Annotated in this window: 18 protein-coding genes, 1 pseudogene and 1 CRISPR repeat array; of the genes and pseudogenes, 6 read left to right on the top strand and 13 right to left on the bottom strand. The window is 64.7% G+C overall.

What is annotated here, in order from left to right:
* The 4 genes from GFY24_RS37605 to GFY24_RS37590 all read right to left on the bottom strand — a co-directional run.
* Positions 1-316 (bottom strand): single-stranded DNA-binding protein (locus GFY24_RS37605; RefSeq protein WP_153809887.1); only part of this gene is annotated, 316 nt, incomplete at its 3' end.
* 104 nt (positions 317-420) lie between these two features.
* Complete coding sequence (locus tag GFY24_RS37600; RefSeq protein ID WP_153809886.1) at positions 421-2160, bottom strand: ParB/Srx family N-terminal domain-containing protein; 1740 nt, start codon at positions 2158-2160, stop codon at positions 421-423.
* Positions 2161-2250: 90 nt separating this feature from the next.
* On the bottom strand, positions 2251-2490 hold the full coding sequence (locus GFY24_RS37595; RefSeq protein ID WP_153809885.1) for a hypothetical protein: 240 nt from the start codon (positions 2488-2490) through the stop codon (positions 2251-2253).
* A 107-nt stretch (positions 2491-2597) separates the two neighbouring features.
* Positions 2598-2819, bottom strand: coding sequence for a DNA-processing protein DprA (locus GFY24_RS37590; protein WP_309231809.1), 222 nt, complete (start codon positions 2817-2819; stop codon positions 2598-2600).
* 141 nt (positions 2820-2960) lie between these two features.
* Between GFY24_RS37590 and xerC the strand changes: the two genes are divergently transcribed.
* From xerC to GFY24_RS41430, 4 genes are all read left to right on the top strand, one after another.
* Positions 2961-3824, top strand: coding sequence for a site-specific integrase (xerC, locus tag GFY24_RS37585; protein ID WP_309231808.1), 864 nt, complete (start codon positions 2961-2963; stop codon positions 3822-3824).
* Between the two features lie 64 nt (positions 3825-3888).
* Positions 3889-4182 carry a tyrosine-type recombinase/integrase gene (locus GFY24_RS42665; RefSeq protein WP_375336159.1) on the top strand — a complete coding sequence of 98 codons (294 nt, stop codon included), beginning with the start codon at positions 3889-3891 and terminating at the stop codon, positions 4180-4182.
* Positions 4179-6596 (top strand): site-specific integrase, encoded by a 2418-nt coding sequence (locus tag GFY24_RS37580; RefSeq protein ID WP_153809883.1) that lies wholly within the window; start codon positions 4179-4181, stop codon positions 6594-6596. The genes GFY24_RS42665 and GFY24_RS37580 overlap by 4 nt, the downstream gene beginning before the upstream one ends.
* Positions 6593-6820: a hypothetical protein gene (locus tag GFY24_RS41430; protein WP_194853175.1), complete on the top strand. Its 228-nt coding sequence runs from the start codon at positions 6593-6595 to the stop codon at positions 6818-6820. The genes GFY24_RS37580 and GFY24_RS41430 overlap by 4 nt, the downstream gene beginning before the upstream one ends.
* 61 nt (positions 6821-6881) lie before the next feature.
* Here GFY24_RS41430 and GFY24_RS43955 read toward each other — a convergent pair.
* Positions 6882-7331, bottom strand: a pseudogene (locus GFY24_RS43955) (DNA-processing protein DprA); the annotation flags it as partial.
* A gap of 118 nt (positions 7332-7449) precedes the next feature.
* Positions 7450-8577, bottom strand: a complete 1128-nt coding sequence (locus tag GFY24_RS37570) for a DUF4192 domain-containing protein (RefSeq protein WP_153809881.1) — start codon at positions 8575-8577, stop codon at positions 7450-7452.
* Between the two features lie 73 nt (positions 8578-8650).
* Here GFY24_RS37570 and GFY24_RS37565 point away from each other — a divergent pair, with 73 nt between their 5' ends.
* Entirely contained in the window at positions 8651-9367 is a 717-nt protein-coding gene (locus tag GFY24_RS37565) for a hypothetical protein (RefSeq protein ID WP_153809880.1), read from the top strand.
* 32 nt (positions 9368-9399) lie between these two features.
* Here the strand turns inward: GFY24_RS37565 and GFY24_RS37560 are convergent, their stop codons facing one another.
* From GFY24_RS37560 to GFY24_RS37530, 7 genes are all read right to left on the bottom strand, one after another.
* Positions 9400-12339: an NACHT domain-containing NTPase gene (locus GFY24_RS37560; RefSeq protein ID WP_228567043.1), complete on the bottom strand. Its 2940-nt coding sequence runs from the start codon at positions 12337-12339 to the stop codon at positions 9400-9402.
* Positions 12340-12719: 380 nt separating this feature from the next.
* Positions 12720-13409 (bottom strand): hypothetical protein, encoded by a 690-nt coding sequence (locus tag GFY24_RS37555; RefSeq protein WP_153809878.1) that lies wholly within the window; start codon positions 13407-13409, stop codon positions 12720-12722.
* Between the two features lie 254 nt (positions 13410-13663).
* Positions 13664-14032, bottom strand: a complete 369-nt coding sequence (locus tag GFY24_RS37550) for a hypothetical protein (protein ID WP_153809877.1) — start codon at positions 14030-14032, stop codon at positions 13664-13666.
* A 270-nt stretch (positions 14033-14302) separates the two neighbouring features.
* Complete coding sequence (locus GFY24_RS37545) at positions 14303-15073, bottom strand: class II glutamine amidotransferase (RefSeq protein WP_153809876.1); 771 nt, start codon at positions 15071-15073, stop codon at positions 14303-14305.
* Positions 15061-16266, bottom strand: coding sequence for a hypothetical protein (locus GFY24_RS41425; protein WP_194853173.1), 1206 nt, complete (start codon positions 16264-16266; stop codon positions 15061-15063). The genes GFY24_RS37545 and GFY24_RS41425 overlap by 13 nt, the downstream gene beginning before the upstream one ends.
* Positions 16267-16505: 239 nt before the next feature.
* A complete protein-coding gene (locus tag GFY24_RS37535) occupies positions 16506-17267 on the bottom strand; it encodes a class II glutamine amidotransferase (RefSeq protein ID WP_309231807.1) in 762 nt (253 codons plus the stop codon).
* Entirely contained in the window at positions 17255-18298 is a 1044-nt protein-coding gene (locus tag GFY24_RS37530) for an amidoligase family protein (protein ID WP_228567036.1), read from the bottom strand. The genes GFY24_RS37535 and GFY24_RS37530 overlap by 13 nt, the downstream gene beginning before the upstream one ends.
* Positions 18299-20154: 1856 nt before the next feature.
* Positions 20155-21709: direct repeats of the CRISPR family, unit length 28 nt; unit sequence GTGCTCCCCGCACGCGCGGGGGTGAGCC.
* Positions 21710-21986: 277 nt separating this feature from the next.
* On the opposite strand from GFY24_RS37530, the gene cas3 reads away from it, so the two are divergent.
* Positions 21987-24722 carry a CRISPR-associated helicase Cas3' gene (gene cas3, locus GFY24_RS37525; RefSeq protein ID WP_153809875.1) on the top strand — a complete coding sequence of 912 codons (2736 nt, stop codon included), beginning with the start codon at positions 21987-21989 and terminating at the stop codon, positions 24720-24722.
* Positions 24723-24901: the final 179 nt, after the last annotated feature.

Below are 24901 nucleotides of genomic sequence, written 5' to 3'. Positions count from 1 at the left end.
CGACCTCGTCGACGTCGAGCTCCACGACGGTGCGTTTCTCGCCTTCGCGGGTTTCGTAGCTGCGCTGCTTCAACTGGCCCGAGACGATTACCCGTGCGCCGCGGCTGAGGCTCTCGGCTACGTTCTCCGCGGCTTGTCGCCAGATATTGCAGCGCAGGAATAGGGCTTCGCCGTCGCGCCATTCACCGGTCTTCCGGTCGAAATAGCGCGGTGTGGACGCGACGATGAAATTGGTGACCGCGTCACCTGCCGGTGTGAATCGAAGCTCGGGGTCACCGGTCAGATTTCCCTTGACGGTAAACAGGTCCTGAGCCATAAATCGGCTCCCTTCTCGAAAATAGTTGATGCACAGCCGCTGTCGGTCGGGATCAGCGATGGACCGCGCTGGGAATCGGTTCGGACGCGCGGCATGTCGGTGGGTCAGGCAGCGGTGGCTGCGGCGGCAGCGTCCACATTGACGTCGGCGTCGATGTCGATGTCGTGGAAGTCGATGAGCCCGGCGGCGGCTTGCTCGACGTCGACGAGCTCGAACTCGAGCTGCTCGCCGACCGTGGCGAGGAATCGCAGATACCGTTGCAGGCCGCGGTCGTTGTAGCGCCAGGAATCCTTTCCGGCGCGGGATTCGAACGCGCCGAGCACCATGGCCAGCACGATCACCCACGCCCGGCTCGCGGTCGCGGATTGGATCGAAGTGACCAGTTCGCTGGTGTACCCGGACACCCCGAGCAGGTTCAGCGCGGTCCTGGGCGCGTGGAACGACCCCAATAGATCCGACTCCCAGGCAAGGGACTCGGCGACGAACTGACCGGCCTGCGGCGGTGGAGTCCTGCGCGACAACAACCGTGTCAGGAACTCCTCACGCCGTTCTTTGGCGGCGAGACCGCGCTTGTTCAGCTCCCGCACCCGCCGCCGCTCCCGACGCGCCGCTTCCCGTTGCGTAGCAGCCTGTTCGGCCTCGGCACGCAGCTGCTCGGCGCGCTCGCTGCCCGCTTCCCCGTTGCTCTGAGAGAAGCTGCGCATGCGCAACCCTGACTCGGCCAGCTGATCGGCAGCAAGGAAGTACAGGGGAATCCAGCGGTCGCGGTATTCGACCGAATCGGCGTGACCCCGTCCCTCAGTGGGCTGGGATGCGGTGTTGCCCTGGGTGTCCCAGTCGACGTGATCGGGGTCGACCAGTTCGCCGGTGAGGGTGTCTACTAGTTGCCCGTTCTCCTCCACGTCGACATACACCAGCCATCGGTGCGCGTCCGCGGTGATCAGGTCTTCGGTGACCGGTCCGGAATCGACGGTCTCCAGCAGCTCAGCCGGAAGAATTTGCGGCTCGGTCGAACTGGTGTCGTGTTCGGTGGTGAGGACCCCGAAGCCCAGGGCCGCGTACAACAGGGATGCTTCGAGACGAGCGCGGGTTTCGCGGCGGTCGGCGGCGATCTGTTTGGCGCGGTAGCTGAAGCTCGACCGCGGCACCTGCAGCAGGCGCTCGACGGCGTCGGTGTCGCCGAGGGTTTCGTACTCGGCGATGACCGCGAGCTGATCGAGACTGTAGGAGCTGGAGTCGATGAGTCCGCGTGCGGTCGTCGATGCGGCGATCGCGGCGGTGTGCTTGATCTCGGAGCGTTTGCGCTGCAAGCCCTTCGCGACGCGTGTCACCGACGCACCGAGGTCCAGCATCAAGGCGATGCCGTCGGCGCGGTCGGCCTCGACCATGGGCACGCGCCGGTCGTTGACGTTCATCTGCATCAACGTCCGGGAGATACGGCGCTCGTTCTCCGGAAGGGTCGGGTCGGCGTCGCTCACCCACACCGGGACCTTTTTGGTGCCGACGCTGGCGGCGATGAGTGCGCGCAGCTGTCCTTCGGTGACATGCAGACTGCCGTCGGGCTGGCGTTCGGCGATGATCGGAATGCTGACGCCGAACTCTTTGATCGAGTCCCGCACGTCGGGATGCTCGTTGAGATCGAAAGTCTTGCGGACGTTCTCCGCGATCACCAACTCAGTCGGGTTGCGCCACAGAGCCTCGACCGTGGGCAACAGCTCCGTGTCGGAGTCGGGCTCCAGCTCGGTTGCAGGTTCGAGTTCGGCGGGAGAGGCAACGATTTCGGCGGGCTCGATAGCGTCGGTGTCAAGAACTGCTATGGCGGTAGGGGCGGAAATAGATTCCATGGGACAGACCTCCAGGAGTACATGAGTGGGGTCCGCTACGTTGTGGCGTAGCGGGCCCCAGAGGGAGAGAAAGCGGATGAGTGGTGTGCCTCAGGCAGCGATGGGGCGGCGCTCGGCGCGGGTGACGTTGAGGGGGCGTAGCCGCAGCACCTCACGGTCGTCGGCGATGAAGCTCCAGTGCCGACCGCGCCAGTCGGGATGTTCGGCGCGCCACTGATCCAGTACCGGAGAAGACTCGATCCCCGGCACGGCTCCAGCATGGCCACGATGAACCAGCTGTTCGTACTCGCCACGCGAGATGCTGTTGACAGCAAAGGATTTGACGGACATGAATGACCTCCGAGAATGTTGACAATCGGCAGAGCGTGAAGGACGTGTGGGTATGCAGGACGGCGGTGGCGGCGAACACGGTGTAGCGACGCCGCGAGGTACCGGGGTTAGCGCGCGAGTACGTCCTGGACGTCGCGTGCGGTGGTGATGAGCTGTGCCTGGCCGGTGCGGATGAACTCGTGGCAGCCGCGGGACTCGGCTGAGTCGACCGGCCCGGGAACGGCCATGACGGGCCGTCGCAGTGTGTTGCCCCAGCGCACGGTGTTGGCGGTACCACTGCGGATCCCGGACTCGCACACCACGATTCCCGCCGACAGGGCGGCGACGATGCGGTTGCGACCGAGGTCTATTGACCGGACTACGGGAGGACACTTCGGCTTGTTCTATAGCCATCCGCCCGGAGAGCGCGGTACACCTCCCCGTATTCGATCGACGAAAGTTGGTGGAGGTTGTTCGATGAGGGGCGTGATGTGGCGGCGATTCGGTTGCCCCGGTGGGGACGGGTCGACAGTGCCGAGGGTGTTGTGCCGTGGCTGGTATTCGATGACACCGGGTTACCGGTCGAGCCGGTCCGCCAGTACCTGACGGACTTCGTGGCCCGGGCCAATAGCTCGAAGTCGGTGCGTAGTTATGCCTTTGCGTTGTTGCGGTGGTGGCGGTGGTTGCAGGTCGTGGGGGTGGAATGGGACAAGGTCACGCCGTGTGAGGGTCGTGATCTGGTGTTGTGGCTGAAACAGGCGACCAAGCCGCGGAATTCGTCGCGCACGAAATCCGCGTCGACGGTCGGCACGGTCAATCCGATCACGCGCAAGCGCTATCTCGATGACCGCTACACCGCCCGCACGATCCGTCACTCGAATTCTGTGGTGAGGGCGTTCTACGAGTATTGGATCGAGTTGGGGCGGGGACCGCTGATCAATCCGGTTCCGTTGGATCGCCGGGGCGGCCGCGCCAACGCTCACCACAATCCGCTCGAGCCGTTTCGCGCCGAGGGCCGGATCCGCTACAACCCCAGACTGCCCAAACAGCAGCCACGCGAGATTCCCGATGAACAATGGCGAGATCTGTTCGGGGCCTTGCGCTTCAACCGCGACAGAGCGTTGCTGGCGCTGACGGTGAGCTCGGCCGCGCGCGCCGAGGAGATACTCGGCATCCATCCGGTCGACCTGGATTGGGGTGATCAACGAGTTCGGGTGATCCGTAAAGGAACTCGGGCAGAGCAGTGGTTGCCGGCCAGTCCGGAAGCGTTCGTCTGGCTGCGGCTTTATCTTGCCGATGTGGGCGAGCCGGTCGATCCGAATCAACCGCTGTGGCAGGACGCTTCGCCGTCGTGATCGCGGGACCGGGCTGCGCCGTCAGCCGTTGAATTACGAAGCGCTTCGCAAGGTTGTGGTCCGGGTGAACGAGCGGCTGGGCACCAACTATTCGATGCACGATCTTCGCCACACGGCGGCGTTGCGCATGGCTCGTGACGAACACCTGTCGATTCGCGATGTCCAGACGATTCTCGGACACGTCCATCTGTCCACGACCGCTTCGATTTATCTCGTCGAAGACCAGGAACAGGTGATCCGCCGAGTCCAACAGCACCTGGCCGAACGCGAACAACGCCAATCCCTGCCGCCCGCGCCGGTCGCAGTCGGCTACGACGCCGATGACCTGACGATTCTGTTCGGAGGAAATCCTTCATGACCACCTCAGCCGCGACATCGGCTCGCAACCGCAAGGAACCGACGTTCAAACGCCACGACGATCTGGCCGACGCTCCGGTCACCGGCGGCGACCGCGATCACACGCCGATTTCCGAACTACTGGAACTGGTTTCGTCGTTGCCGGTTGGACCGGCCCGTGAGCACGGGAAACGCTCCGGCAGCATCGCCGCCGCACGCACCATCCTGGAATGGCTGCGCAGCCACCCCGCCGACGGATGGCAGGACCGCTGGGTCGTCTCCGGGGCTGATGAGGGCCTGGACTGGATCGACGCCCTGGTCGACCCTGCCGACCCGCGCGCACCGGTCACTCAACGTGATGAGCTCCTCAATGGCCTGGGTCGGCTGTTGTTGTGTCGGGTCTTCTTCCCCAGCTTCGGATTCTTCACCGGCTTCAACTCCCACTCTCTGTTCAGGCATGTTCGGGCAGTGTTTCGCCCGGACTTGTTCGACAAGATCGAACAACGCGCGGACGCGCTCGGCGTCAGCGCCAGAGGGCGCACTCTGTCGATCCGGGCGATCAGCAAGATCGTGCTGCACACCGGTCGCGATCCCGGCCAGCTCACCGCGGAGGACCTGCTCGCCTATCGGTCGTGGCACATGCGCACTCGTGACGGCGGCAACGGCGTCCCGCTGGCCTGGACCCTGTTGCAGGGAATCGCCGACCTTGGTGAGCACGCCACCCTCGACGACGTGGTTCGCCACGGGCAACGGCCCACGCACGAACTCGTCGCCCTCTACGACATTCAGAACCGGGATGTCCGCGACGTGTTGATCCGATACCTGCAAGAGCGCCGACTCAGTATGGACTTCAGCAGTTTCACCGGCCTCGTTGCTCGTCTGGCGGGCCTGTTCTGGTCCGACATCGAACAGCATCACCCCGAGGTCACCACACTGCACCTGCCAGAGGAGGTGGCGACGGCCTGGAAGCAACGGTTGCGGACCGTCCGCAGCGGCACCGGTGAACGGTCAGACGGCGACTACATCGTCACGCTCATGACCGTTCGCGCCTTCTATCGGGACCTACAGGAATGGGCGATGCACGACCCGTCCTGGGCGCGATGGAGCTATCCGAGCCCGATCCGCAAGAGCGAGACCGCCGGACAGGCGAGCAAGGTCAAACAGCGAACCGTCGCCAGCACGCACCAACGCATCCGTGAACGAATGCCGCACCTGCCGGCCCTCGTCGACAGCGCTGAACGCCACAAGAACGAACAGGCAGCGCTGCTGGCTGCCACCCGGGCGACACCGATCGGATCGACCTTCGAACACGCGGGCCGCGGTTATCGCCGGACGATGCCCAAGAGCTACACCAAACCCGGATACCGGCACGAGTGCCCACCCGACCAGGTCGAAGACCTCGCAACCGGTGAACTCGTCGAGATCGGCAAGCAAGAACACGAAGCGTTCTGGTCCTGGGCGATCATCGAAACTCTGCGCCACACCGGAGTTCGGATCGAAGAGCTGCAGGAGATCACCCACCTCGGGCTGGTCTCCTACAAACTCCCGAAGACCGGCGAACTCGTCCCGATGCTGCAGATCGTTCCCTCCAAGATCAACGAGGAACGCCTGCTGCTGGTCGGACCCGAGCTGGCCAGCGTTCTCGCCACGATCATCACGCGCCTGCGCACCGAGAACAACGGCCACGTTCCGTTGACGGCGCGCTACGACGAACACGAGCGCATCACCGGCCTGCCGCTGCCGCACCTGTTCCAGCATCGTCTCAGCTGGCACTGGAAAGTCCCCAGCGCCAACACTATTCAGCATTGGCTCAACGAGACCCTGCAACGCGCCGGGCTCACCGACACCGCCGGGCAACCACTGCGCTTCACACCGCATGATTTCCGCAGACTCTGGGCGACCGAAGCGGTCACCAGTGGACTGCCGATCCACATCGCCGCCCGCCTCATGGGCCACAAGAATCTGAACACGACCCAGACCTACGTCGCGGTCTTCGACGAGGAACTCGTGCGCTCCTACCGCGCCTTCCTCGACACTCGGCGCGCCCTGCGGCCGAGCTCGGAATATCGTGAGCCCACCGACCAGGAATGGCACGACTTTCAGCAGCACTTCGAGCTGCGGAAACTCGAACTGGGCACCTGCGGCCGCCCCTATGGAAGCCCTTGCAAACACGAACATGCCTGCCTGCGATGCCCGAGCCTGCGAGTCGACCCGCGAGCTCGAACGCGAATCGTCGAGATCATCGCCAACCTCCGTGACCGCATCACCGAGGCCCGCGTCAACGGCTGGACCGGGGAAGTCGAGGGCTTGACCGTCAGCCTCAACGCGGCCGCGGCGAAGCTGGTCGGCCTCGACCGGATGAATGAACGGCCCTCTGGCACAACCAGACTCACCGAGCTCGGAATGCCGGTCATCCAAGAAGGGACAGGCGCATGAGCGAGGTCCGGCTCTCGACCGCCGACGTGATCGAACTGTTCGAGATGCTCCAACTCGTCAACGACTGGATCAGCACCGACCCGATCGCACAACGCAGACTCAGCGGATTCATCAACGACTCCGACTGGGCCCCAGACACATTCGTCGCGGACCTGGATCGGTTCGTCTTCCTCCTCGGCGGCAGCAACGGCGAATACCTCCTGCGCGACAAGGACTCCGGCTAGTCCGGATAAGGAAGAGGTTCCGGTTGGGTTCGACACCGGGCGGGTATTCGCTGACCAGCAGCCCGGTCTTCTCGATGTCGGCGAGCAAGCCGGCGTTGCCCTGGGGGAAGAGCCGGTGCAGCCCGCACGGCAGGACCGCCACGGTGGGCCGCCCGGCCTCGAGAGCGGCTGCGTGGGCAGTCGCATCGATGCCGAAGGCGCCTCCGCTGAGGATGGTCCAGCCCTGTGCGGCGAGGTCCATGCCGACATATCGGGTGACCTTTTCGCCGTACGTGGTCGAGGCGCGTGCGCCGACGACGGCGATTTCTGTGCGGTCGGCGAGCGGGTTCAGCTGCCCGGGACCGCGGGTCCACAACGCGATCGGAGTGTGGGCCTCGATGGTGTCGAGGTCATTGAGCGCGGCCGGCCAGCCCGGGTCGTCGCGGGTGAGCAGCCGACCTCCGACACGCTCGGCCCGTTCGAGGTCGTGCTGTGCCGTGACGCGGGCCTGGGGGCCGAATTGTGAACGCATCTCGTCCATAGCGATGCGTTCTGCGGCGTCGACCGGACCATGCGCCGCGAGCAAAGCGCGCACGGTATCGGGTGCAGTCAGTGCCGCGCGTGAGAGCAGCGCCCACGCCAGCAGGTGATCATCGGGAACGGTCATCGGGGTCCTCCTTGGTGGGTGAATCAGGTTCTGCGCCACCGATATCGATGCGCAGCTGCGCGGCGGCATCGATTCCGAGGCGGCATAGCCGGCGGAGTCTGCTGGGCGGTGACGCGGTCGATAATGCGAGGTCGAGGAGCTGTGCCATGCGGTGGTCGGGGTCCGAGGCGAGTGCGGCTTCCAGGGCGATTCCCGCGAGTGCGCCGTCGCCGCGTAGGTAGGCGCTGAATCCCAGCAGCATGGCGGCGTCGGCGCGGTCCGGGTCCGGGAGTGCGCGGGTCAGGATCGACCAGAGCTGGTGCGCGCGGGCAGAGTACGGGCCGGCGGCGATGCCGTACATGACCTCGCGGACATCGGTGTCGCGCAGGGCAACCGCGACTTCGGCGAGGTTCCGTGGTGCGGGCGTCTCGACCGCGGATGAGTGTTTGATGATCTGTACAACCCGCCACAACGCCTGCCTGGTGTAGGCGTCCGGATTGCCGATGCGCACCGCGCGAGCGAACCGCCGCTGCGCATCGGCGGCGACCTCGGGCAGCGCGTGGGTGACGCGCTCGCGCAGTGTCGGATCCACCTCGACGAGATCGGTGATCGCCGTGCGGTTTGGGCGGATGGGGCGGCCCGCGACCGTGTACTCGGCGGCAATCTGTGACGAGGCAGGATCGCGAAGGCGCCCGTGCTGATCGGGTGCGAGCTCGTTCCACCATTCAGCCTCGGCCGCGATGATGGGTGTACTCCACGCTCCGGCGAATGCGAGGCCATCGGCTTCCAGGTCCCGCCGCAAACTCGCCAATGTTGAACGACAACTCTCGTCGGCGGCCGCTAGCTCTGTAGGTCGGGACAGCCGATCGTCCACCAAGACCGCCACAACGGTGGAAGCCTCGCCTTGCGCGCACATGTCTTTCGCGCGCTGCCCAACGTCTGTGTCGGACAAGCGGTGAGTCTGCAACGGAGACTCGGTCCGGACGAGAAACTGCACGGTTGGCGCTCCGCCCCAACGAGTTTCGTCTCTCACGAAGATCAGGACCAGTGATCGGACGGGAGTGAAGCCGAGCATCGCGGGCACGGCGGCGATGAAGTCGGCGGGATCGGCGATATGCACATGCAACGGCATGAAGAAGACTCCTAATCTTGGACGAAGCGCAACGGCACGGACCGCGGTCACGGCGAGACTGGGATCGATTGGTGTGAAGGCGAACTCGGTGCCAGCGCCGCAAACTTCACAGGGCAGCCGTAGATTCAGTGCTGCCGCGTTGAAGCCTGTGCTGCGGGTGAACTTCGAACTCGGCACCTGCGGCGGTAACCGGTATCGTGGGGAGTGCGAGGGACTGGCTGGGTTGTCGTATGCCTGTCAGGAGTTGTGTGTGATGACCAAAAACCCTCGCGCGCGTCAGGCGCGTTCTCGCACCCCGGAGTCACCGGAACTCGTTGCACGCCTGCAACGCTCACGCCAACGCAGCCTGCAACGCCGCGCCGCGGCCACCGAGCGGGAGAAGACCATCACCCGCGCGGTGGGTAAGTACCTCGCCGCCTGGAACGCGATCACCAACGCAGAACAGCGCCGCGACAGCGAAGTCGAACGGTTACGCGAGCAGATCGACACGGTCATCGCCCGCGCGTCTACCGAGATCGGAGGCTACGAAAACGCGCAAGCGGCAGCCGCGGCCGCAGTCCGCGCGCACGTGCAGGCCGATGAGGAAGTCGCCGACCTGCTTGAGATCACCCTCAAACGTGCACGCCAACTACTGGGCGGCTCACGCGCAAGGACCCCGGCTCAGTCCAGAGGCAGGGCATCGTCGAACAGCGCAGATCCCACGCATCTGCTGACTACCATCGCACCGGCACACCCACGCCCGGGTGGTGGCAACCCGGTTGCCACCTCAAACATCCGATCTACTGCATAGACGTGACCGATCCAGTAGTGCGTTCGGCGAATTCACTCCCTGACGAGCACGATGACCTCGTCCGAGCGTGAGGTGAGTTGTCTGATCTCAAGTGCGGTGAGTTCTTCGGCAACGATGCGCGAGCACACTTCGAGCCATCGGAGCTCAAGGTCGATTCTCGACAGGCTCAGCAAGCTGATCGCGATGAGTCGCAGCAGCGTTGCTGACGCCGACGACAGCGGGCGACGGTCGTCGAATATGTGTGCAAGCGAGGCAGCGTAGGCCTCGGACAATCGGCACAGCGGCGACCAATGGCCAGCGCGCAGACCGAGGCTGATCTGCTCGACGGCGTCACGTAGCTCATCCACGGAGTGCGTAGAGATCGTCACGGGTACGTCGCGGTGTCGGTTGCGTGCGAGGGGCCAGTGGAAGCGACTGCGTGGCGGTGTGATCCACAGGTGTGGGTCGTTGGCGTTGATCGCGGAGATCATACCGTCCAACTGTCGGGGCGCCGGCCAGGACAGATTAGGCCAGCGCATCTGGCGGACACTGTCCAGCAGTGGCCGCACTGCGTCCAGGTCGCCACCTGGTGCCAGGGCTGGGATCAGCGCTGCGGTGGTGTCGGCGTGTGCTCGGGAGGAAAGGAAAGCGGGCAACGGGTGTTCGCTCCATGAGGGATCCGCCAGAAAGTTCGCGAACTCGAGGGCGAGAACGGGGAACAGTTCGGCCACTGACTGCCATCCACGTCTGCTCAGATGCGCGGGCCCGGACCGACCTCGGTGGAGTTTGTCGGAGTCGATATGCGACATGTAGGCGGCGGCATATAGATCCGCTGCGGCGATTTCGGTGCTGCGGGCGGTCGTGCGGCGTAGTGCCCGCGAGGTGCGTGCGTAGGCGATGGTGCTTGTAACGTCGCGGACAAGTAGTTCGGTGAGCTCTTGTCTGGCAACGAGGTTGGTTTGCGCGGCGCCGACCTCGGGCTCCCACAGACGGGGCATCACTAGCTCTTCGATGGGTTGCGGCTTGGAGATCCACACTGACACGCCAGCGTCACCGAGCAGCCCACGCTGGTGCAAGTCGGCGGCCTCGACGGCGTAGGGCAACCGGTAGGTCGCGCCGTCGGCCCAAAGGTTGATCCAGACGCGGAAGGCATGTGCGTCGTCGAAGCGTGCACCGCGTACCACCGTTTCGTCCTCGGCAGGCAGGCGCTGGCCGGGTGGTCGTGCGATGCCATCGCGTTGTTCGTCGGCCGCGAAGAGGCGATACAGGCCCGCGGGGACCGGCAGTGTACTGCGGTGTCCGCCGGTGATGTGAGCGGTGCGCGCGACGTAGCGGGTGGAAACCACACGCCGCAGCAGGGATTGGTCGATACCGGGAAGGTCGAGCAGCAGCGTGTTCATCTGCTGGCGTAGTCGCGGTGACATCCTGGTGCCCTGCTCGGTGCAGTCGAAGGCCAGCCCCAGCGAATGCGCAGTACTCGACTGCAGGCAGGCTTCGATCACCTCGTCCGCGTCGTGCTGGGCCGTGTAGAGCACGACGGTTTCACGCCACCATTCGTCATCGACCATGGCGGCCAGCAAGCTCACTTCGCCTCGCCGATGAATCTCGACCGAAGCCAGGTATTCCTGAAAAGTCTTGTGACAGAAGCTCAAGACACCGGGCTCTGGCTCGACCAGCAGTCCGTCGTGAACCAGTAATGTCAGCATCTGCCGGGTGTCGAGTTCGAGCGTGAGCCGCGACAACAGATCCGCGATCACCGCACCAGCCTGGGCCTGGTCGAGTTCGCGGACTCGATCGATCATCATCGCGTACGCCAGTGCCTGCAGCAGTGCTTGCTTGTCGCCTGCCGAGACGCGCAGCGACAGCCCTTTAGCGCCGGCGCGGCGCCAAAGCAGCACCTCGCAGATCTCTTTGTAGAGCTGAATGCGGTTGTCGGGCAACGTTCCTCGTTCGCGGTGAACATTGACGATCATGGTCAACAGCAGAGGGTTGACGGCCATGTCACCGAGCGCGTCGTGGGAGGCAAGTTGATCGCGCAGCCCGTGGGCCTGGCGTTGGGCTTGGGTGCGGTCGGATTCGACGGCGCCGTACCAGTTCTCGACGAACCGGCTGATCTGCTCAAGGGTGAGCTGGCGGACCTGCAAGACCTCGGCGCTGTTGATCGCGGCGGGTTCATAGCCGTGGCGACGCGAGGCCAGCACGAAGTGGTTACCACCGAAATATCCGATCTGGCAGTCGATCCACTCCAGCACCGCGTGACGATGATTCGGGTTCCCGACCTCGTCGAGCCCGTCGAACAACACCACACATCGGCCGCGCCGCAACGCGGCGTCGAACCAGCCCGGCGGCGGCGTGCGCCCCAAGCTGGCCGGGACTGCCAGATCGGCCAGCCGTACCGTGTGGTCGGTGGCGATGGTTTCGGCGTGCTCGCGCAGATACAGCAGAATCGGTATCCGCCGCCGTCCGAGGCGGCCGCGGCAGCTCAGTCGCGCGACCTGTCGCAGCAGCGTCGTCTTGCCGCTGCCCGGTGCACCAAGAATCGCCAGCACCCTCGCCTCTGCGGTGGACAGCATCGCCGCGATCGAGAGCCGCTCGGTGACCGCGCCGGGCATCAGGTCAGCGACCAGGTTACCGCTGACCTGATGCTGGGCGCGGTTGACTAGGCTCAGATCGATGTAGATCTGATCGAACGACGGCGCGGTGTGCGGGGTGGTCGCCAAACCCTGCAGGTCGATGCGCTTGAGGTGGTGGATCAACCAGTGCCGGTAGGTACGTTCGAACCGCGACAACCGAACAGCCAGTACGGAATCGAGCGACTCCACCAGCCGCGGACGCCACCGGGTGGCGATCTCGGAAACCACGCCGCCCGCTAAACGCCCCACCCCCAGCACCGCCCAATACCCGACCAACACGGCGAGCGCCCATCCCGGGTGGATGGCCGCGAAGTCCTTGAGTGTCGACCCCACGATGGCAGGCACGCCCAAAGCGACCATCACCCAAGCCACTGTCGGCAGTCCCGAGCCCCACCCGCCTCCTTCTTCGGCCGCCACGTTTACTCAATCCCCCTGTCGTGCAACAACTCTTCCGCCGCCGCACAGTATCGCCGGTCGCAGCCACGATCGCAGCCCGATCCCAGGAAATACCACACACGAGCCGATCGCCGGGCCAGCGCCGGTCCCGGTGAATGTCACGGCCGTCTTTGGCGTACTTCGATTCCTTGTCCAGGCAGTTCCTCTGAAGGGGGGCATGCGCGGCGGGATAGCCGAACCAATATCGAAGCTGCATGCACGCTCAATTCGGCGTGTGCGGATGGCTGAGATGTGATGTGGCAGAGGCCATGTAGTTCGGATGCCGATCGAGGTTGGTGTGTACGTCATCGACCCTCGGTGAGGCGATCGAGATCCAGTGCTGCGGCCAACATGTCGAGCACCGTCGGCTCGGAACTGGCTGTGCCGCGTACTTTCCGCAGCCGCCGGATCGGCACCTCCCGCAGACGGACCCCGTATCCGGAGGGGCTGGACTTGTCGCCGTCGACGTGCATGATCTGGTAGTCGCGTGCGTCGATCAACGCGGCATACCAGGAGTCGGCGGGTTTACCTGCGCGTTGGGCTTCGTCGGACTCGGGACCGGGCGCGGTCCATCGGCGGCAATCGCACTCAAGGTCGTCGCAGGGAGTGATGCGGGCGGCGACGGCGTTGGAGCGGTAGGTCGGCATCCGCCCGGCGAGCATGGGGCACCCCTGTGTCGAGTAGGCGGCGCATTCGGGGTGAAGCCCGGCTTCAGGGGCGATGCCGCGGAGCCAGTCCTGGGGGCGGATGAAGACTACGACCTGGTTGCCGGGGCCTTCGCCTTTGCCGAGCTCGTTGCCGCAGACTTGGCACAGGCGCAGCCCGAGTACCAGTGCGTAGCGTTCGGGGTCGATCGCGCCCCAGACCGGTGAGCGCCGTCCGCGGTGACACAGCGTCAGGTACGGGATGGCCAGCCCTTGTGCGGTCGGCGCGTCGTGCAGATGTGCGGGAATCGGATGTCGAGGCGAATTCGATGACGGCACAGCGGAATTCATAGTCTCTCCTCGAAGACAGAACGGACACGGCTGGCAGTGGGGTTAGAGTGCGGTGCAATCTGCAGTGGCCGGATGCGTGGACAAGGTCACGGTGACTGACTGTGTGACTCGACCTGCGGACTCGACTCGGACGTGCACCACTGCGGCGACGGCACCTTGACCTGCAGGCTTGGCGAGCCACGGGCCAAAGGCTGCGGGATCGACTGGGGGGAGGGCAGATTCGATCCATGCGACCAATGCGGTGGCGTCGGCGATCACCATCGCTTGCACCCGGTGTATGGGCTGGAGTTGTGCACGGCTACGACGGTCGGGGCACCGGGAGCGTGATCGATCGTGGAGCGTGTCAGGACGGCCTGGTAGCCGCCCGTCGCCCATGATCCATCGGCGACGATGAACCGGCCGTCGGGTGAGGGGTCGACGGGTATGAGGGACCACTGGGTGCCCGAGTCGCCGAAGCTCTCGAAATAGTCTTCTTCCCAGGCGATTTCGCGGCGTCCGTCTGCTCGGACGCGTAGGACTTGGGTGGCGCGCTCGACCGAGATCAGCGCCATGGTCGCGGTACCGACGTCGCCGGCCGCGTACGGAGTGATCCCCGCGAAGGGAGCTATTTGTGTACGGGGCATCGGAGCGTCGGCGAAGCATGCGCGATAGCCAATGACGAGCACCCCGGCAACAGGTGCTTCAGGGGCAACTTCCAGGTAGCGGGGGTCAACGCGCAACCGGGCGTTGTGTCTGTTCAGGTCACTGTCCACCATCGTGACCACCTAGTGGGGCAGTGAGGTGAAAGGTGTTGGCGCGAGGCGCAATCGATATGTGGGATGGTTCAGTCACGCTCGGAAGTCCCTTTCTCGGCGAGACTCTCAGCCAGAGCTCGGCTGGGTCGCTGATTCAGGTCAGGCGACATCAGAGAAGGTCAGGTCGGCGTATCGGTCTGTGCCGGTGAGGAATTCGCATTCGCAGTGTGGGAACTCGCGCCAGCACTCGTCGCAGAACCCGCACGCGGTGCAGTGTGGGCCGAGACGTTCGGTATCGAATTGGCCGCAGTAGTCGCAGTAGTCGTACAGGTAGCTGCCGGGCTGGTGTGTGGTGCCTGGCGCGCGCCACCGATAGGAGTGGTTGGAGTACCAGATCCCGTCTGCGCTCCAGTGCCCGTGGTGCTCGTTGAGCAGGTAGGCGGTGTGCTTGTAGCGTGGGTCGACAGTCAGGATGATGATCTTGTCGCCGTTGAGCCAGTGCTCGAGCCCGGTGCGGCCGGTCCAGGAATCGATCGGCCCGAACGGCTCGCGCGGGAGGAAGTCCTCGGCCGCGACCCGGGTGTCCGAGCGCGGATCACCGATCCGGGGGTGCACGATCTCGGGAAGGATCCCGTTGTGCGCCATCACCGTTCGCTCATCGCCACCGAACGCGAAGGGATGACAGTTCTGCTCGCTGACATATCCGTGGGTGGCGAAGCGGGAATGGAACAGTGCCGGTGTGTCGGGGAATAGTGCTCGCGCGGAAGCGAATTCGTTGATTACGGCGTCAGCGTCGAGTCCGCGGCCGAGGAGGATGTGGTCGTCGGCGACGATGGCGTAGCCGTGTCCGTGCGGGTTCGCGGCCGCACCATCGCGCAGCGCCTCGAGGTCGGGGGTGATGCCGGGCTTGTAGAAGCTCAGGATGCACATTGCAGGGCCTCCATTTCCGCCAGCAAGGGCAGGTAGATCGGGTGGGCTCGCACCCAGGTGACGAACGCGGCCCATTCCCAACCCCTCCGGCGAGCCACGTCGCCGGAGGTGAGGGTGCGGGTGTACTCCACCGACGCGGCGACGAAGGCCAGAGCGGCTTGGACCTGTTGGCGGTGTAGGGAACTGGCGAAGATGCGGACTTCGAAGGTTTCTTGCGGGTAGACGTTGATGGCTTGGTAGCGGCCGTAGCCGAAGCGTTCGCCTTTGGCGAATTTGGCGATGTCGGCGCGGGTTTCGGGAGTGAAGCTGGCCCAGTCATCGCTACGGCGGCGGGCCAGTCGCACGGCATGGGGTTCGTTGCGGTAGAAGAACTTCATCCACCGATACACGTGTGCCGGGGAGTCGAATCCGTCGCGGGAGACGTGGACATGGATGCCGACCTCGTTGTCGATGTAGGCGCCACGGACACGCAACTCCCGCAATACATTCCAGGGAAACTCTTCGATGGCCCAGGCGTAGCTCATCGGGTGGGTGACGAGTTCGAATCCGTTGCCGTAGCCGATGGATCCGTCCTCTTTGAGGTAGCCGAGCCGGCCGAGATGGTTGGTGGCGATGTCGACGCAGTCCTCGAGGGCACGGCTCGGTGTTTTGACCTCGAGTTCCAGCCCGAGGTAGACCGGGCCTTCGCCGTGGAAGACGGGGTCGGGTTTGTAGGAGTAGTCGTAGATGCGGTCCTCGCGCTGATCGTGATCGCAGTGCGAGCAGTAGGTGCCGTTGCTGGTGAGGCGATCGCAGTCCAGGCATTCGCGGTATTGGTCTTCGCAGTCGCCGCACACGTCCTCGCCGTTGTCGACGAGTCGGACCGAGCGGGCGTATCGGCGGCAGTCCGAGCACCACCAGTAGTGGTTCTCGCGGCACCGGTCGCAGACGGTGCCGTCGTTGGTGGTGCGGTCGTCGGAGGTGGTGTAGAGCTCGCAGCATTCGCATTCGCGCCATCGCTGAGCGCAGTCGGTGCACAAGGTCCCGTCGTCGACGGTGGTGTGAACCGTCGTGACGCGGTCACCGCAGTCGTCGCAGAACGGAAGGCTCTCGCAGGTCGAGCACAGAAGGCCGAGGCTGTGAGCAGGGGGATCGTCGGGCAGCTGTGCCGCACACCTGGCGCAGAGGGCTCGCGCTGTCAGCGAATTGGGCATAGATGGGCCTTCCTGGTTGATGAGAACTACAGGAGAAGTCGCAGGACCGATGCGCGAATACGCGGGCGCGCAGGGGCATTCGCGTGGCAAGGCGCATGAATTCCGTGAACGAGTCGCGGTACGGGCACGAGGAATAGGGTCGGATCGGCCTCTGCTGAACAGGCGGATGCGACCGGATGAGGACGAAGCTGAGAGAGGGCGGATCGAGACTCGATGCCGCGGGACTGCCGAGAAGTGGGCTAGCGGATGTCGCTGCGGCGCAGCGCTACAGCGGGCGTGCTCGAACGTCCGGTGCAGTCGCAGTGAGGAAAGACGTTGGCGCAGTGGAAACACCAACCGCAACGGCCGCAGTACTGGCCGCGACGGCTGAAGTCGACGTCGCCACAGCCTTCACACACGTACAGCCACGCGCGTGAGCGCAGCAGCCCCGATGTCGTGTCGGGCCGATAACCGGGGTTCGAGTACCAGATGCCGGTCTCCCAGATTCCGGCTGATTCGTTGAATACGTAGGCGTTCTCGGCGAAACTCGGGTCGAGGGTCAGCAGGACGAGTTTGCTGGTCCCGAGCCACGATTCAAGGCAGCGCCGACCACGTCGGGTGTCGTAGGAGCCGAAGGGCTCTTGTGGAAGGTAGCCTTCGGCGGCGATGCGGGTATCCGAGCGTGGGTCATACGGTGCCGGCTGTACCCGGCGCGGCAGAATACCGTTGTGCGCCAACACAGTTCGGCTGTCCCGGCCGAGACGGAACGGGTGGCAATTGTCCAGGCTCACCGCCCCATGCGTGGCGTAGCGGCTGTGGAATAGTGCGGGCTGATTCGAGTGCCGGCTTCGGACAGCGGTGAAATCGTCGATCACCTGGTCGGCGTCCATGCCGCGGCCGACCAGGATGCCGTTATCGGTGACCACAGCGAACCCGTGGCCGTCCCTGTTGACGCGGGCGCCGTTTCTCAGGGCCGCGAGATCGGGGTTGACGCCGCTCGGCAGAAATGTCAGGAGGCACACGCGAGTGCCTCCATCTCCGCCCGTAGCGGCGCATACTCCTCATGCTGGTTCACCCACGCGGTGAACTGATTCCAGTCCCAGCCGCCCTGCCGAATCACTTCAGTGGAAGTGAGCGTGCGGGTGTACTCGACGGTGGCCGCGGCGAACGCCAGGGCCGCCTGCACTTGCTGGATATCGAGGGATCCGGCGAAGACCCGCAATTCCAGGCTCTTTCGCGGGTGAGGGTTGATGGCCTGGTATCGGTTCAACCCGTACCGGCGCATATCGTCTTTCGCCGTGTGCTTCACCCGCTCCCGTGCGGTAGTGGAGAACTGTGCGAAGGGTGATCGGCGTCGGGCCAGGGCGACCGTTTGCGGCTCGTTGCGATAGATCAGCTTGGCCCACCGGAAAATGTGGGCGGCCGAGTCGAATCCGTCACGCGAAACATGCACATGGATGCCGACACTTTGATCCGAGCGGCACCCGAGTTCCTTCAGCTGCTCGATTAGCTGCCAGGGAAACTTCTCGATCGCGAATCGGTAATCCATCGGATGGGTGACCAGCTCGAAGCCGAGCGGCTCGATCGACGAGTCGTACTTGAGATACGCCAATTCGCGTACATAGTCGCCGACCATCGACGCGCACGTCTGATAATTGTGGGACGGGACAACGATTTCCAGTTCCAGGCCGAAGAACATCGGGCCGTGGCCGAAGAATCGCGGGTCGGGCTTGTAGTTGTAGTTCCAGATCCGACCATCGGATTCGCAACTCTCGCAATCGGTGTGCTCGGGCAGGAGGGTGCCGCATTCCTCGCACGAGCTGTAACTCTGTGCGCACCGCGAACACACACGGAAGCCGCCCGAGACGTATCGACTGTCGGCGGTGTAGAGGCTGCACGCAGCGCAGCGATCGAAGAATCGATCGACGCAGGCTGGGCATACACGATCGCCGGTATCGGTGCGCCACGTGGTCGGCGTGTGGTACCGGCAGCGCGCGCATTCCGACCAGCCGTCCGCACACGTGTGGCACAGGCGTCCGAGTTCGACAGTCATGGCCAGATGGCGGCTGGGTTCGCGACACCGATCGCAACGCGGCAAGGCGACCGCGCAAGGGAGGCAGACTGTTTCAGCGTCGGGGGTCTGCAAACGCCGTCCGGAGATGGCAGAGTGGCAGACCGCGCACAAAGGTGCAGGCGATGTGTTCAGGGGCATGACGGATTGCCTTCCAAAAGGGTCGACAAACGAAAAACGCCGTGACGGAGGGAATTCCGTCACGGCGTGAAAGAGATGAGCATTCTTAGTAGAAGAGCGGGGCCTATTGGGTCGGCTATAAGGTCCTCATAGAGCCGGGAGGTTCTGCTGAGGGCTACTCTCTTTGAATCCACAATAAGAATGAGGTGTCTCAGCCGCCCAGATCGTTCTCGCGTGTATTACGTCCCGGATCGGGTCCGCGAATCAGGCAGGTCAAGGAGACTCGTGCTGAACGGCGACAGGTGCCGGGAGGGTCGGAGTAGTTTTTTTTGGGCGCTGGTCTGGGTGCAGCGGCGGCGGTACCAGGCAGTACACCGCAGATAGTGTTGGTCCACGAGTGTCGGCACAGATCAGCAATTGGCGCACTGACGGCCGAGTATTTGCGGTGGTCGGATGTGGGTGCGGTGAATTGCGTGCGGTGCAGTTGCTTCGAGGTCGTGGGCGAGCGCAGGGTCGCCCTATTAGGGTGAATGCCGGGACCGGTGGCTGCACAGGGCTAAGCTTTCTGAGAAGGCTAGAGCTTCGCGTAGCCGCCTGTGTTCCAGACGATCCACCGGAAACTATTAGGGGAAAGGGGTTGGCGCGCTGGGATTCCGGGTGCGACGGGGTACGGCCAGAAACAGCAGCCGCACCGGTGGCAGTAGCAACCGGCACTCCACACGTTGCGAGCAGCTCCGCGCCCTCGCAGGATTCGATTATTGCGACGAGTCCGACGGATAGCCGCTGTGAACAGCAAGAGCGAAGGGGCTGCGACGGTCAATGAGAATCCGAAGGCAACAAAGATGAGCATCGGCAAGCCGACGTCCCCATCCGGCGCACGGACCGCGAGGACGGAGAACAGCACAGCGAACAGTGCGGGTATCGACAGCAAGAGGCCGAGCCCGACCAACTTTCCCGAGGCTCGCTGTGCCGGTTCCGGTGCGAGTGACTGCGCGAGCCGGGTGGAGTGGGTCCGTTCGACGGTGGTCGAACCGAACACTGGGATGAGACCACCGGTGCTGATGCCGACACCGGAGTAGTAGTCGGAACCGTAGTAGGTGGAGGTTCCCGATGCCCGGATGGCGGGGACTCGCTGTACCTGGTCGTCGTGTTGGCATGTGGGGCAGTTGAAGTCGTATCCCACGGTGGCATCCTGTCCCACTGCGGTTGCGCTGCGGTGGTGACGGTTGCCGCGCAACAGCGCCTGTGCTGGTTCCCGGTGGTGCGATGGTTCGATCCATCGAACACCGTTACGGCGCGGCTGTCGAGTGGGAATTGGGCGGTCGGTCTCCGAGGTCAACGAGCCTCCTTCGGGTCTGATGGGTTCTCCCGCTGTGGTGCTCGAACGTCGTGAACCAGCATCAGGTCTCGATCGGGTGTCCACGTACAGGGATCCAACCGCTGTAAACCACTGGTGGTGCTGGGTGCGGCGTGGCGGGCTCCGTCTCAACGTGCGGTGGAGGAGATCCTGCAGGTCATCGTCAAATATCAAGACCCTGTGCAGATTTCGATCGGGGCACTCGTGGAAAGTGTGTCAGTATCGATTTTCGAAGAGTGTCCACAAGGCTAGGTGAGAGAGGTGGGTAGGCGGGTGCTGTCGCGTTTCGGTCCAGGCAGAAACTCAACACAAAGTGAATGAAAAGCGGGTACTCGCGCAGCGGAACCGCTGGTCAGGAAGTGTGCTCCCCGCACGCGCGGGGGTGAGCCGCTTTCGCCGCCCGCATTGAGGCTGCCCGCGTTGTGCTCCCCGCACGCGCGGGGGTGAGCCCGCACCAAAGCCGAGCACGGGCCTCGTCACAGGGTGCTCCCCGCACGCGCGGGGGTGAGCCCTTCTGCGGCTGGGTCCGCGTGCTGCCCGACGGGTGCTCCCCGCACGCGCGGGGGTGAGCCCAAGTCCGATCTGCTGACTCGATACAACGATTCGTGCTCCCCGCACGCGCGGGGGTGAGCCCTTCCAATACATTTTGTTGACGCCGTCGCTCTGGTGCTCCCCGCACGCGCGGGGGTGAGCCCAGACTCCCGGGCAACCCCCGATCGGTGACCATGTGCTCCCCGCACGCGCGGGGGTGAGCCCAGAGCGCTTCCCCCGCACACGCCCAAGCCCAAGTGCTCCCCGCACGCGCGGGGGTGAGCCCGTGACTTGAACTTCTCAGTGGGCGGGTAGATCGTGCTCCCCGCACGCGCGGGGGTGAGCCCACGCACCGAGCGATTTCGACCCGGGGTACGCCGTGCTCCCCGCACGCGCGGGGGTGAGCCCGGACCGGTGATGCCGGGGACTTTGCCCAGGGAGTGCTCCCCGCACGCGCGGGGGTGAGCCCCGCGACCAGCTCCAACGCGAGCTCCAGCTCTAGTGCTCCCCGCACGCGCGGGGGTGAGCCCTCGACCTCGCATGGATCAGATACCTGCTGTGGGTGCTCCCCGCACGCGCGGGGGTGAGCCCTGCTCGACAACCCGGACCTGGCCAAGGACCTGGTGCTCCCCGCACGCGCGGGGGTGAGCCCGCGCGCTTGGAGTTCGGCGTCGACGGCGCTGCGTGCTCCCCGCACGCGCGGGGGTGAGCCCTCTTCACGACGAAGGACCCAGCATGACGACGAGTGCTCCCCGCACGCGCGGGGGTGAGCCCTCTTCACGACGAAGGACCCAGCATGACGACGAGTGCTCCCCGCACGCGCGGGGGTGAGCCCTGACCCCCGTTTTCCGGCGCTGGTTTACCGGAGTGCTCCCCGCACGCGCGGGGGTGAGCCCGCTCGCAGCAACTCGTCACCGACAGGGAGATCGTGCTCCCCGCACGCGCGGGGGTGAGCCTATGACGCGGAGCAGACCAAACGGGCCGCGACCGTGCTCCCCGCACGCGCGGGGGTGAGCCATTCAGGAGAAGGCATGACCGACACCCACCGCCGTGCTCCCCGCACGCGCGGGGGTGAGCCCGTCGATCGCCTCACCCTTGCCGTGGAAGCCTGGTGCTCCCCGCACGCGCGGGGGTGAGCCCGCTCGAAGACCTGGGTCGGCCGATGATCCCGGGTGCTCCCCGCACGCGCAGGGGTGAGCCCTCAATGTTGAGCGCTGGCTCTCACGCATCCTGCGTGCTCCCTGTACGCGCGGGGGTGAGCCCCGATTCCACGGGTTTATTCATGAACGGGAGCAGTGCTCCCCGTACGCGCGGGGGTGAGCCCAAGTCCGGATCCGCCTGGGACGTGCCCGCGTCGTGCTCCACGCATGCTCGGGGATGAGCCTGTAAATGGCGGAATTGTGATGGGCTGCTGGTGTTCACTGCTTGAGGCATACCGGACGTCGGCCATGGAGTTCGTGCAGCGTGAGGTCGGGCGTTGTCGCAGGCCCAATCGTCGCGTCGCGGACGCGCTGTGTCAGCGGATGACTTTGCGTGCCAGTTCCCGCTGGCCGATGGCGGGGCGCGCGTATTGCCTGCACACTCGATCGTGTTTGCGGACAGCTGGCTTTTGGATATCTGTGGCTGCTTTCGCGGGGGCTGTTCGAGGTTTGTGGAGGGGAAATGCGTTCTGTTTCAACGCTTTCGGCTGCGACGTTGTCTGCGTGGGCGAAGAGTGACGGTGCGGGTGGCAGTTTGTCGCTGGTCAGGCATTTGGCTGATTCGGCGTCGGTCGCCGCTCTGGTGTGGGATCGATGGTTGCCGGCGAGAACGAAGCAGGTGATGTCGGTGGGGCTGCCGGGTGGGGTCGAGGATGGGCGGGTGCTGCTGCGGTGGTTGGCGGGGGTGCATGATGTCGGGAAGTTGTCGCCGGCGTTTGCCTGTCAGGTTCCCGAGCTCGCTGATCGGATGCACTTGTGTGGGTTGCGGATTGGGTCTGTTCCTGCGAATCGGCGTGCGTTGCCGCATGGTCTTGCCGGGCAGGTGGCGTTGGAGTCTTTTCTGGGGCAACGCGGATGGTCTGTGAAGGTCGCGCGGTCGTATTCGATTGTGGTTGGCAGCCATCATGGGCGTCCGCCCTCGGGTGCGGAGTCCGATGCCGCGCCGTTTCTGGGTTCGTTGCTCGGCGACGGTGTGTGGGAGCGCAGCCGTGCGGAACTGTTGTGTCATGTCACCGAATCGGTTGGCGCACTGGATCGTTTGCCGGATTGGCGGACGGTGCGGTTGCCGTTGGCGACCCAGGTGCTGTTGACGGCCGCGGTGATCGTGTCGGATTGGATTGCCAGTAACCAGGACCTGTTTCCGCTCGACAGTGATCGTGTCTCGGATTCTTTTGCCGCCCAAGCGTGGGCGCAGCTGGCTCTGCCCGATCCATGGACTCCGTCGACGACGCTCAGCGGGGCAGAGCTGTTCCGGTCTCGTTTCGATCTTCCAGCGGGGGCCCGGATTCGTCCGTTGCAAGTGGAGTGTCTGCGGTTGGCCGAGGATATGTCCGCGCCGGGGTTGATGATCGTCGAGGCCCCTATGGGGGAGGGCAAGACCGAGGCCGCGCTTCTCGTCGCCGAGGTGCTGGCGCGTCGGTTCGGGTTGGGTGGGGTGTTCGTAGCGTTGCCGACGATGGCGACGTCGAACGCCATGTTCGATCGCGTGCACGAATGGGTGGGCAAGTTACCTGATGCGGTCGGGAGCTTGTTTCTCGCGCACGGTAAGGCGGCGCTGAACGCGGCGTTCTCGGAGTTGCGGTACAAGGGTTTCGCTTCGATCGGTGTCGATTGCGCTGACGACGGTGTGGTCGCTCATGCGTGGTACGTGGGGAAGAAGGGCCCGCTGGCCAATGTCGTGGTCGGCACCGTCGACCAGGTGCTGCGCGGTGCGCTCAAAGCCCGTCACGTGATGCTGCGTCACCTCGCGTTGGTGAACAAGGTCGTGGTCATCGACGAGGTGCACGCCGCGGATGCCTACATGTCGACGTATCTGTCCAGGTGTCTGGAATGGTTGGGTGCCTACCGTGTGCCCGTGGTGCTGATGTCGGCGACATTGCCTCCGGCGCAACGGCGTTCACTGCTCGATGCGTACCAGCGGGGTGCTTGTGAGGGGAGGGTGGTCGACGAGGTCGCTGCACCGCGGAGTTATCCGAGCGTGACGGTGTGGCCGAGCACCACAGCGCCCGCAGTGGTTGCGGCTTCGGGCCGCGGCCTCGAGGTCCACGTCGATCCCCTTGCCGATGATCTCGATGTGCTGATCGCCGAGCTGCGGGGCCTGCTGTCGGACGGTGGTGTCGCGGGGATCGTGTGCAATACCGTGGCCCGCGCGCAGCAGGTATACACCGCGCTTGTCGAGGACAGCGTGTTCTCGGCCGAGGAAGTATTGCTGGTGCATTCACGATTCGTGTCCAATCACCGTGCGGCGCTGGAGGATCGGCTGCGCTCGCTTTTAGGGCCGCTGGGGCGGGCGAACCGCCCGACGCGTTTTGTCCTGGTCGGCACTCAGGTAATCGAGCAGTCGCTGGATATCGATCTCGATGTCCTGATCACCGACCTCGCGCCGGTCGATTTGCTGCTGCAGCGGATCGGGCGACTGCACCGGCACCTTCGTCCCTATCGTCCGGCGCGGGTCCGCGAACCGCGGTGCCTGGTACGGGGAGTCGATCACAGCACCGCAGTCCCGGTGCCGGTGAAGGGGTCGACCGCGGTGTATGGGGCGGCGCGGCTGCTTCGCGCCGCGGCGGTACTCGAACGCCAAACCGACAGGCTGATACGGGTTCCCGCGGATATTCCGACCTTGGTCGCTGCGGCCTACTCCGAGTCGTTCACGGCGCCAACGGGTTGGGAGCAGGCCGTTGACACCGCCGATACCGCCTGGGGTGCGTTCATCGCCGATCAGCAACGCCGCGCCAACGACTATCTGCTCGGAAAACCTTACGGGGAACGGACGAATCTGCGCGGCTGGCTGATCGCCGAAGCCAGCGACGACGCGGACGGAGTCGGTGGGCAAGCTCAGGTCCGCGATGCCGAGGACAGTATCGAAGCCATCGTCGTGCAGCGCCGCGCCGACGGGGTGTACGCGCTGGACACTGTTCCCGAACGCGGTGGCGAGTTGATACCTACCGAAGGTCCGCCGTCGGTTGGATTCGCAAAAGCGCTGGCGGCCTGCACGATCCGGCTGCCGCCCTCGTTGACCAAGTATGGGCGGATGGGAACAACTGTCGCCACCTTGGAGAACGCCTACTATCCCGGCTGGCAGCAATCACCGTGGCTGGCAGGGGAACTCGTCCTGGAACTCGACGAATCTGGCTGCGCCGAACTCAGCGGCTACAGCTTGAGATACGACGATCGACTGGGACTGGTTATTGAGAGATAGCTGTCGGTGCACCGCACGGCCGCGTCGTGCCGCTGCGGATCGGCCTCCAGGTATCTCGGCTACTTGTCGGTGGGGGTTTGTATGCTCCCTGGCAATTGAATCTCCTCGGCAAGAGGCTGCGAAATATTCATGACTGCAACAGATTTCGAAGAATTGCCTCAAATCGGACGTTTGCGGCA

The sequence above is a fragment of the Nocardia sp. SYP-A9097 genome, assembly GCF_009649815.1.
Taxonomy (GTDB): domain Bacteria; phylum Actinomycetota; class Actinomycetes; order Mycobacteriales; family Mycobacteriaceae; genus Nocardia.
Note: the sequence above shows the minus strand (reverse complement) of the source record. Positions and strands in the feature narration are given on the sequence as shown.